Annotated in this window: 5 protein-coding genes; 2 read left to right on the plus strand and 3 right to left on the minus strand. The window is 44.0% G+C overall.

The window, feature by feature from the left end; genetic code table 11:
* Positions 1-39: 39 nt before the first annotated feature.
* On the minus strand, positions 40-1,524 hold the full coding sequence (gatB, locus tag IGQ44_07090) for an Asp-tRNA(Asn)/Glu-tRNA(Gln) amidotransferase subunit GatB (GenBank protein ID HIK37737.1): 1,485 nt from the start codon (positions 1,522-1,524) through the stop codon (positions 40-42).
* A gap of 2,085 nt (positions 1,525-3,609) precedes the next feature.
* Here gatB and gcvP point away from each other — a divergent pair.
* Entirely contained in the window at positions 3,610-6,528 is a 2,919-nt protein-coding gene (gene gcvP / locus IGQ44_07095) for an aminomethyl-transferring glycine dehydrogenase (protein HIK37738.1), read from the plus strand.
* A 65-nt stretch (positions 6,529-6,593) separates the two neighbouring features.
* Here gcvP and IGQ44_07100 read toward each other — a convergent pair whose 3' ends face one another.
* The gene (locus tag IGQ44_07100; GenBank protein HIK37739.1) at positions 6,594-7,562 is read right to left on the minus strand and encodes a ribose-phosphate pyrophosphokinase; all 969 of its coding nucleotides are present in this window, start codon (positions 7,560-7,562) and stop codon (positions 6,594-6,596) included.
* A gap of 184 nt (positions 7,563-7,746) precedes the next feature.
* Between IGQ44_07100 and bioD the strand changes: the two genes are divergently transcribed.
* A complete protein-coding gene (gene bioD, locus IGQ44_07105) occupies positions 7,747-8,409 on the plus strand; it encodes an ATP-dependent dethiobiotin synthetase BioD (GenBank protein HIK37740.1) in 663 nt (220 codons plus the stop codon).
* Here the strand turns inward: bioD and IGQ44_07110 are convergent.
* Positions 8,406-8,711 (minus strand): hypothetical protein, encoded by a 306-nt coding sequence (locus IGQ44_07110; protein HIK37741.1) that lies wholly within the window; start codon positions 8,709-8,711, stop codon positions 8,406-8,408. The genes bioD and IGQ44_07110 overlap by 4 nt on opposite strands.

Below are 8,711 nucleotides of genomic sequence, written 5' to 3' on the forward strand. Positions count from 1 at the left end.
TACAGGGGCTTAAAGTCAAATAGCCCCCACAGTTGTCTGTTATCCCTCTAGTTTCTCATTGAGGATTTGGTTGGTGAGTTTTGGATCGGCCCTGCCACCAGTGGCTTTCATGATTTGACCCACAAAGAAGCCTTGTAGTTTCTTCTTGCCAGCCTTGTATTGTGCCACCTTGTCGGCATTTTCTGCCAATACCCTGTCAATAATGGCACTCAACTCCTCTGGGTTGGAGATAGTCACCATGCCCCGACTTTCCACCAGTTGTTTGGGAGAGCCTCCTTTTTCCAACAATTCTGGCAGTATTTCCTTAGCAATCTTGCCACTGATAGTCCCCTCCTCAATCAGGCTAATTAATTCCGCCAACATGGGGGGTTTGAGAGGAAGGTCGTTAATGGTTAAATTGGGTTGGCTGTTGAGATAGGCGGCAATGTCTTGAGTTACCCAGTTGGCCGCACTTTTTGGGTTGGCGCCTGCTGCCACCACTGCCTCAAAGTATAGGGCAACATCTTTGTCGTCGGTTAGTACTCTGGCGTCGTAGATAGACAACCCCAATTCCTCTTGATAGCGCGCCCGTTTTTCCGCCGGCAATTCTGGCAAGGTCCTGGCCAATTCCTCTAACAGGCTATCATTGACTATAATCGGAGGTAAGTCTGGTTCGGGGAAATAACGGTAGTCACTGGATTCCTCTTTACTCCTCATGCTGATGGTACGTTGACTGCCCTCTTCCCATAGTCTAGTTTCTTGAATAATCTCCTGTCCCCTTTCCAGTGCCTCTATTTGTCTTTGGATTTCATAGTCAATGGCCTTTTGGATGGCACTAAAGGAGTTCATGTTTTTGATTTCCACCTTCACCCCGAACTCTTTTTGTCCCACCGGGCGCACAGATATGTTAACATCACAACGGAGGGAGCCTTCTTGCATGTTGCCATCACTAATGCCCAAATAACGCACCAAACGACGTAATTCCTGGGCATATTCTGCCGCTTCTAAACCACTGCGTAAGTCTGGTGCCGAGACTATTTCTAGCAGGGGCACTCCTGCTCTGTTAAAATCTACTAGAGAATGGGTAGATCCTGCCAGTCTATCACTGCCAGCATGGACTAATTTACCGGCATCCTCCTCCATGTGAAGTCTCGTAATTCTTATTGTCTTTTTGTATACCTCTTTGGTTTTCGGGTCAAAGACTTCAATTTCTAGTTGTCCATCTCGAACAATAGGTAAGTCATATTGGGATATTTGGTAATTTTTGGGCAAATCTGGGTAAAAATACTGTTTGCGGTCGAACTTGCTGTATCTGGCGATTTTCCCCTTCAATGCCAAACCCATTTTAATGGCTGCATTCAATACTTCCTGATTTAAAACTGGCAATACTCCCGGATGCCCAAGACAAACCGGACACACATTTGTATTAGGGGGGCTGTTAAAATCTGTAGAACAATTACAGAAGATTTTACTCCTGGTATTCAGCTGACAGTGAGTCTCCAAGCCGATAATTGCCTCATACTTAGTTTTCACCGCTGTAGTCATATACGGACTAGATATATACCCTTATGCATATTCTCTCTGGTTTATTCTAACCTGGATGAGTCAATTACAGCCCCTTTTACAATGGTTCCCACTGTTTTAAGACACTGTCTGTCTCCTATAAACATTTTTATAAATTTCTTTCCAAATCCTAGATGTTGGAATCTCCTTTTTCTGGCTCACAAGCCATACAGATAGCCCTTAAGTTGCTACATTTAAACACGAGATGGGGATAACGGGCTTTGTTTATTTTATGAGCTAGGGTTACACATTGGGGATAGTAGTATTATTCTCCTTGTTTAATCTCAGATGATTTGTCCTCTCCATTGTAGTATTTAAGGCTGGACAGTCTATAAACCGTGATTTTTCCAGAAAAGGAACAGGGTTTGCCCGCCTAATTTTTGTGTAATTTTGATGGGCTTATTCACCTATTTTATATATTTTTTATTAGAGTTTATCTTTGATTTATATTACCCACTTTTCCTTCCGCTTTGCAGCACTTATTTTGTCAAAATAAGTCTAAATTTGCTGTTTTTCATTGGGATGATTATGATTGTTTTTCGGTTTCACTTACTTGGAATTCAGGGGGTTTTGTATCTCCCGGGTTTTCCCCCATCCTCTCCATTTCTTAATTTCATCCAGGGTAATTTTTACCATTAATGCCCGGGACATAATTAGTGGTTCAATTGTCTTGGCTAAGTCTTCTTTTTCTAAGCATGTATCTAAAATAGCCGATAATTTATTGGACATTCCACTATTATTTCCTCCCAAAACAAGTGTTGGATTTAATTGTCTAAAATTGAGGGGGTTTGTGTCCCGCGATTGTTTATAAATAATGCCTTCCACTCTCCTTATATCCCTTAGAGTTTACTATTCCTTTTTCCATCATTTGTCCTGTTGTTAATCTGAGTATTTGTTTTTATATAATTCTTCCTCAATTTCACCCATTATTCCCGGCCTTCTCGATGAAATATTTTATAGTGTCGTAAATTTCATTTCTGAAATGGTCATCATCCCCGGGCAAATTCTGTTTGTTTTTGGATTTTGCCTCCTAATTTTTCAATAGTATCTCTCAGCACATTTACTCCCTTATTCATTATAGTTATCCCTGTGAACCAAATTCTTTTCCAGCAGTGTCATTATCCTTACTTCTCCCCCTCTAAAGCAGAGGATATGCGGCATGTCAGTCAATAGGTTTCTGAATCTTTCCCATGTGCAACGTCACTTCTTGTTTTTCCTTTTTTGGCCTTATATTCTCCGCGCGAATGCAGTTAATTTCCTTGTTGCTTAGTCTAGGAGAATTTATCATTTGTTTTGACTATTGATTTTCGGCTGTTAGCCTCCCCTTTTCTCGCCGTAAACTATCTTTTATCCGAACCTACTTTTGATGCCCTTCCTGAAAACTGTCTCTGGTGGCAAAATGCAATTTTTTAAACGCCTGGTATACCTGCTAATATAACTCATGGTAAACGGGCGTATTATACCTTTTTATAATTCTATAAATGGTTATTTTTATAATAAAATATTGCTGATTATAGCTAGGGCATTGGCAAAAAAATACAAAGGAATTGCCAAGATGACAATATGGTCATTAACCGCTAGAACTTATTCTTGAGAAATACCTTCGTTAATTTAAATTTTATTTTCGGCCAATAACCAACATGAATTTATTATAAAAAAAACGATTACAGCGGGTTTAAATTCATTTTCAAGGGGGATAAATAGATCATTTTGAGAATATTAAGCGATGAGATTCTATAGCGTTTTTAAATATCAAAATGGCGGATGTTGTTGCCTAACGCCAGGATTTGACTGTAATAAATCTCAGAGTTGAAATTGAACCTATCTAAGCCGAGACAGTTTGATATTTGTCGGACTAGTTTTCTTCTGTATTCAGAAGGTTTACTATTGTGCGGCTGGCGACAAGTCATAATCGTTTTCTCTAATTCCCCTTATAAAAACATATCGGAAGGAAAGGGGAGATTAATACAATGCTGCCCTATTGGCAATTTTGTAAAGGAAATGAAACACGGCTCTTAATATTTCGTTAGAATCGGAATAAGTAACTGAACAAGGGAAAAGGGAGAAATGCTAGATTTAGACAACATCGGAATAAGTAGCCAGTCTGGTGTAGAGGAGCAGCTGAGGGATAAGATAGAATTTGACGAGGTGAAATTGGAGGGGGAAAAATTCCAGCATCGCCACATTGGCATTAGCCAGGAAGATGAGCGTAAGATGGTTCAACAAATGGGGTATGATAGTCTGGAGGAACTAATTGATAAGGCTATTCCCCCCTCTATTCGCCACAACAAACCCTTGAATCTGCCGGCGGCTAAGACGGAATTCGAGGCGTTACAATCCCTAAAAGCCATTGCCAGTCAGAATCGGGTGTATCGCTCTTACATCGGCATGGGTTATTATGATTGCATTACCCCTCCGGTAATCCAAAGAAACATTATAGAAAACCCTAACTGGTATACTGCCTATACTCCCTATCAACCAGAAATTTCCCAGGGAAGACTAGAGGCACTGTTAAACTTCCAAACCATGGTGGTGGATTTGACGGGGATGGAAATAGCTAACGCCTCCTTATTGGATGAAGGCACTGCCGCTGCCGAAGCTATGAATTTGTGTCGTCATGTGGCTAAGAATGAGTCGAATGTCTTTTTGGTGGACGAAAATTGCCATCCCCAGACTATAGAGGTGATAAAAACAAGGGCAAAATACCTGAATATCGAATTAGTAGTTGCCGATGTTTTTGGTTTTGACTTGGGAAAGAAACCCCCTTTTGCCTGTCTAGTACAATACCCCGGCAGTGATGGGACTATTGTGGACTATGGGGAGTTTGTGGAAAGGGTGCATGCTAAGGGGGGATTGGTGATTTTTGCCACAGACCTGCTTGCCCTGACTCTTTTAAAACCGCCAGGGGAATTAAATGCAGACGTTGTAGTGGGCAATAGTCAACGTTTTGGTGTACCATTAGGGTATGGTGGCCCCCATGCGGCTTTTTTTGCCACCAGGCAGGAGTACAAGAGACTATTACCAGGTAGACTAGTAGGGGTTTCTGTAGACGCCACGGGTAGGCCTGCATTAAGATTGGCATTACAAACCAGAGAGCAACACATTCGTAGGGATAGAGCAACCAGTAATATTTGTACTGCCCAGGTGTTGTTGGCGGTGGTGGCGGCTACCTATGCCATATATCATGGGGAAAAGGGTTTGAAGAGAATCGCCACTAGGGTACACAATTTAACTAGACTTTTGGCCCATCGTTTGCAGAAGTTGGGTTATTTGCTCAAATCTCATACCTTTTTCGACACCATCACCCTGTTAATAGAAAATCCCCAACTGATAGATGCTATTAGACAATCAGCAGAGAAAAGACAAATCAATTTCCGCTACTTGCCTCAGGGGGTAGGGATAAGCCTAGATGAGACCACCACTTTACAAGATGTTGACAGTATTGTAGAGATTTTTGCCGCCCATAAGGGTCAGAAAGGGGAAAAGATAACCCCCTTTGAGGAACTAGGTATTCCAGAAAGACTACAACGAACAAGCCGTTTTTTGACTGCCAGGGTATTCAACCAATATCACACGGAAACAGAGTTGTTACGTTATTTGCATCGTCTGGAGTCTCGGGATTTATCCTTGACTACATCTATGATACCTCTAGGCTCCTGCACGATGAAGTTGAATGCCACTTCAGAAATGTTACCGATTTCCTGGCCAGAGTTTAACCGGATTCACCCATTTGCACCTCTTTCTCAAACCCAAGGCTATCAGACACTATTTGCCCAACTGGAGTCCTGGTTAGCGGAAATTACAGGCTTTGCAGGGGTGTCCTTACAACCGAATGCGGGCTCACAGGGAGAATACGCAGGGTTACAGGTTATCCGTCAATACCACCACATTAGGGGCGAGGGGTATAGGGACGTTTGTCTTATACCAGAATCAGCCCATGGCACAAACCCCGCCTCGGCAGTAATGTGTGGCATGAGGGTGATAAACGTTGCCTGTGACAGGAAGGGGAATATAGATATAGAAGACTTAAAGCAGAAGGCAGAGAGGCATCAACAACAACTTGCGGCTTTAATGATTACCTTCCCTTCCACCCACGGTGTCTTTGAGGAGGGGATTAGGGAAATTTGTGACATAGTGCACCATTATGGGGGGCAAGTGTATCTAGATGGTGCTAACATGAATGCGCTAGTAGGACTGTGTCGTCCTGGAGATTTTGGGGCGGATGTGTGTCACCTCAACCTACACAAGACGTTTTGTATTCCCCATGGTGGTGGTGGCCCGGGGGTTGGTCCTATTTGTGTAGCATCTCATTTAGTGCCTTTTTTGCCAGCCACTGGCTTTGGAAGGGAGGGGGAAGAGAATTCTATTGGTTGGATAGCCTCTGCTCCGTGGGGGAGTGCTAGTATTTTGCCTATATCCTGGATGTATATTGCCATGATGGGGGCGGAAGGATTAACCCGTGCTACAAAAATAGCTATTCTCAATGCCAATTATATAGCCCACCGTCTTGCCCCCCATTATCCCATTCTTTACACCGGAAAGGAGGGATTAGTAGCACACGAGTGTATTATCGATTTGCGGCCTTTTAAGAAGACGGCAGACATAACCGTAGAGGATGTGGCCAAAAGGCTGATGGATTATGGTTTTCATGCCCCTACCATGTCTTGGCCCGTGGCGGGGACATTAATGATTGAGCCGACGGAGAGTGAGTCTTTAGCGGAATTAGACCGTTTTTGTGAAGCGATGATTAGTATCCGCCAAGAAATTGCCGCCATTGAGAGAGGGGAGATGGACAGAAAAGACAATCCTCTAAAGAATGCCCCTCATACTGCCGAGTCATTGGTGGGGGAATGGAATCATCCCTACAGTAGGGAGGTGGCTGTATATCCGGCGCCCCATCTGAAAGAGTATAAATTCTGGCCGCCCGTGGCCCGGATTGACAATGCCTACGGTGACAGAAACCTAGTCTGTAGCTGTCTTGGCTAGCAGAGGGTTTATAAACCCCCACGTAAAAAACCCCCCGGTTGGGGGGGCATTAATTATTTCATTTGTTAACGGAACATCACACTTACTGAACTTTCTTCGTGGATACGCCAAATGGTCTCTCCTAAAAGGTTAGCCACAGACAGAACTCTTAGTTGGGGGAAGTAACTATCTGCCGGGATGGGGATGGTGTTGGTGACGATTACTTCTTCAAATATGCCACTGGAAAGACGGGAGATGGCCGGGCCAGAAAATACAGCATGAGTAGCACAAGCGTAGATCTTATTAGCGCCCTCTTTCTTGAGGAGTCTAGCGCCCTCCAGGAGAGTGCCGGCGGTGTCAATCATGTCGTCCACCATAACAGCATTTTTCCCCTTGACGTCGCCAATGACATTCATCACTTCGGCAACGTTATGGGATTGACGACGTTTATCAATAATGGCCAAGGGGGCGTCATTAAGTTTTTTAGCAAAGGCCCTTGCCCTGGCAACTCCCCCCACATCCGGCGATACTACTACTAAGTCTTCAATGTTTTTGTGAAGCAGGTAGTCTAAAAGTACTGGAGAGCCATACACGTGATCTAGGGGAATGTCAAAATAGCCTTGAATTTGGGCTGAGTGTAAGTCCATTGCCAAGACTCTGTGGGCGCCGGCGGTGGTAATCAAATTAGCCACCAACTTGGCAGAAATGGCTTCTCTCCCTGCAGTTTTCCGATCAGCCCTGGCATAGCAATAGTAAGGAATTACTGCTGTAATTTGCCGTGCTGACGCCCGCCGACAAGCGTCAATCATTATCAGCAATTCCATTAGATGATCATTGACGGGATGACAACAGGGCTGGATCAGGTATACGTCACAACCTCGTATTGATTCTTGTATTTGGATATACAACTCACCATCTGCAAACCTTTTCCGGATCATTGGCCCTAGGTCCATCCCCAGATAACGGGCTACTTCTGTGGCCAAGGGCACGTTAGCCGAGCCGGAAAAAATACGCAGACGACTATCCGATACGTGTTGGGACAGTACCGGACTCACTGGTAAGGTGGCAGAGTGACTCACGGCAAATTCTCAACCTCTTTGTATTCTTTTTACTTCGCTCTTGTTACATTGGCTACTCTTAGCATAACATTTTAATCTACCCTATGAACTAGCTGTTTTTAATCTTTTTTTTATTTTTTCTTAATCTTTTGTATAGTTTTTATAATCAAGGGACTACAAGATGAAAAGTTTATTAATTGCGGGTACAGATACCGATGCGGGCAAAACCATAATCACCACTGCCCTGAGGTGTTATTACCAACAGTTTGAGCCCCACAGAGCTACAGGGATACTAAAACTGGTGCAAACGGGGGAGGTGGGGGATGAAGAGTTTTATAAACAGTTTTTTCCGGACGTGGTAGTACCTCTGCGTTATGCAGCACCCCTAGCCCCTCCCATTGCCGCCATGAGGGAGGGAAAGAGAGTAGATTTGTCAGTGGTGGAAAAAAGTTTTAGGGACTTACAGTCTCGTTATGAGCTATTATTGGTGGAGGGATTAGGAGGATTAGGGTCACCGGTGACGGAACAGTGGACAGTGGCGGATATAGCCTCCCGTTGGGGTTTAGATACTATTGTGGTGGTGCCGATAAAACTGGGTGCCATTGCCCACACCGTTGCCAATGTTGCTCTAGCTCGACAGTGTGGGGTATCATTAAGAGGCATTATCTTTAACAGTACCCGTCCCTGTCAACCCGAAGACATCCAAAACTGGACACCAAGACAGCTTATTGAATCCCTCACCAGTATTCCCGTGATAGGCTATTTCCCCTTTGTGGTGGACATCAAGCCTTCTCTGCTAGGAATGCTGGTGAGAGAACACCTGGACCTGAGTATAATTACTTAGATACCGGGTTTACAGACATTATAGTCCTCATGGGAAACCACTGCCTGGGGTGCGACAAAACTGCCATAATCCCTACAAATCAATCTGTAATTTCTGGTAACGGGGATACTGATAATAAGTCGGTTATGTCTTAGTCGTTTTCCCCTAAAGGTGGTGTAACAAGTGCCCTTTTCTATGGCATTGATGATTTGTATAGCCTTCGCCGCCACATTCTTTGGGAGGGTACTCAAGTCAATGCTATCCCTTCTAAGAGTCTCCCCCCTTGTATTCCTGTTCTCTTCCCTATCCCCATTGCCCTTTAT

The organism is Geminocystis sp. M7585_C2015_104 (genome assembly GCA_015295805.1).
Taxonomy (GTDB): domain Bacteria; phylum Cyanobacteriota; class Cyanobacteriia; order Cyanobacteriales; family Cyanobacteriaceae; genus DVEF01.

Bases quoted from the DNA above. Each gene is read 5' to 3' on its own strand.
- gatB (HIK37737.1), bottom strand. From the start codon at position 1,524: ATGACTACAGCGGTGAAAACTAAGTATGAGGCAATTATCGGCTTGGAG.
- gcvP (HIK37738.1), top strand. From the start codon at position 3,610: ATGCTAGATTTAGACAACATCGGAATAAGTAGCCAGTCTGGTGTAGAG.
- bioD (HIK37740.1), top strand. From the start codon at position 7,747: ATGAAAAGTTTATTAATTGCGGGTACAGATACCGATGCGGGCAAAACC.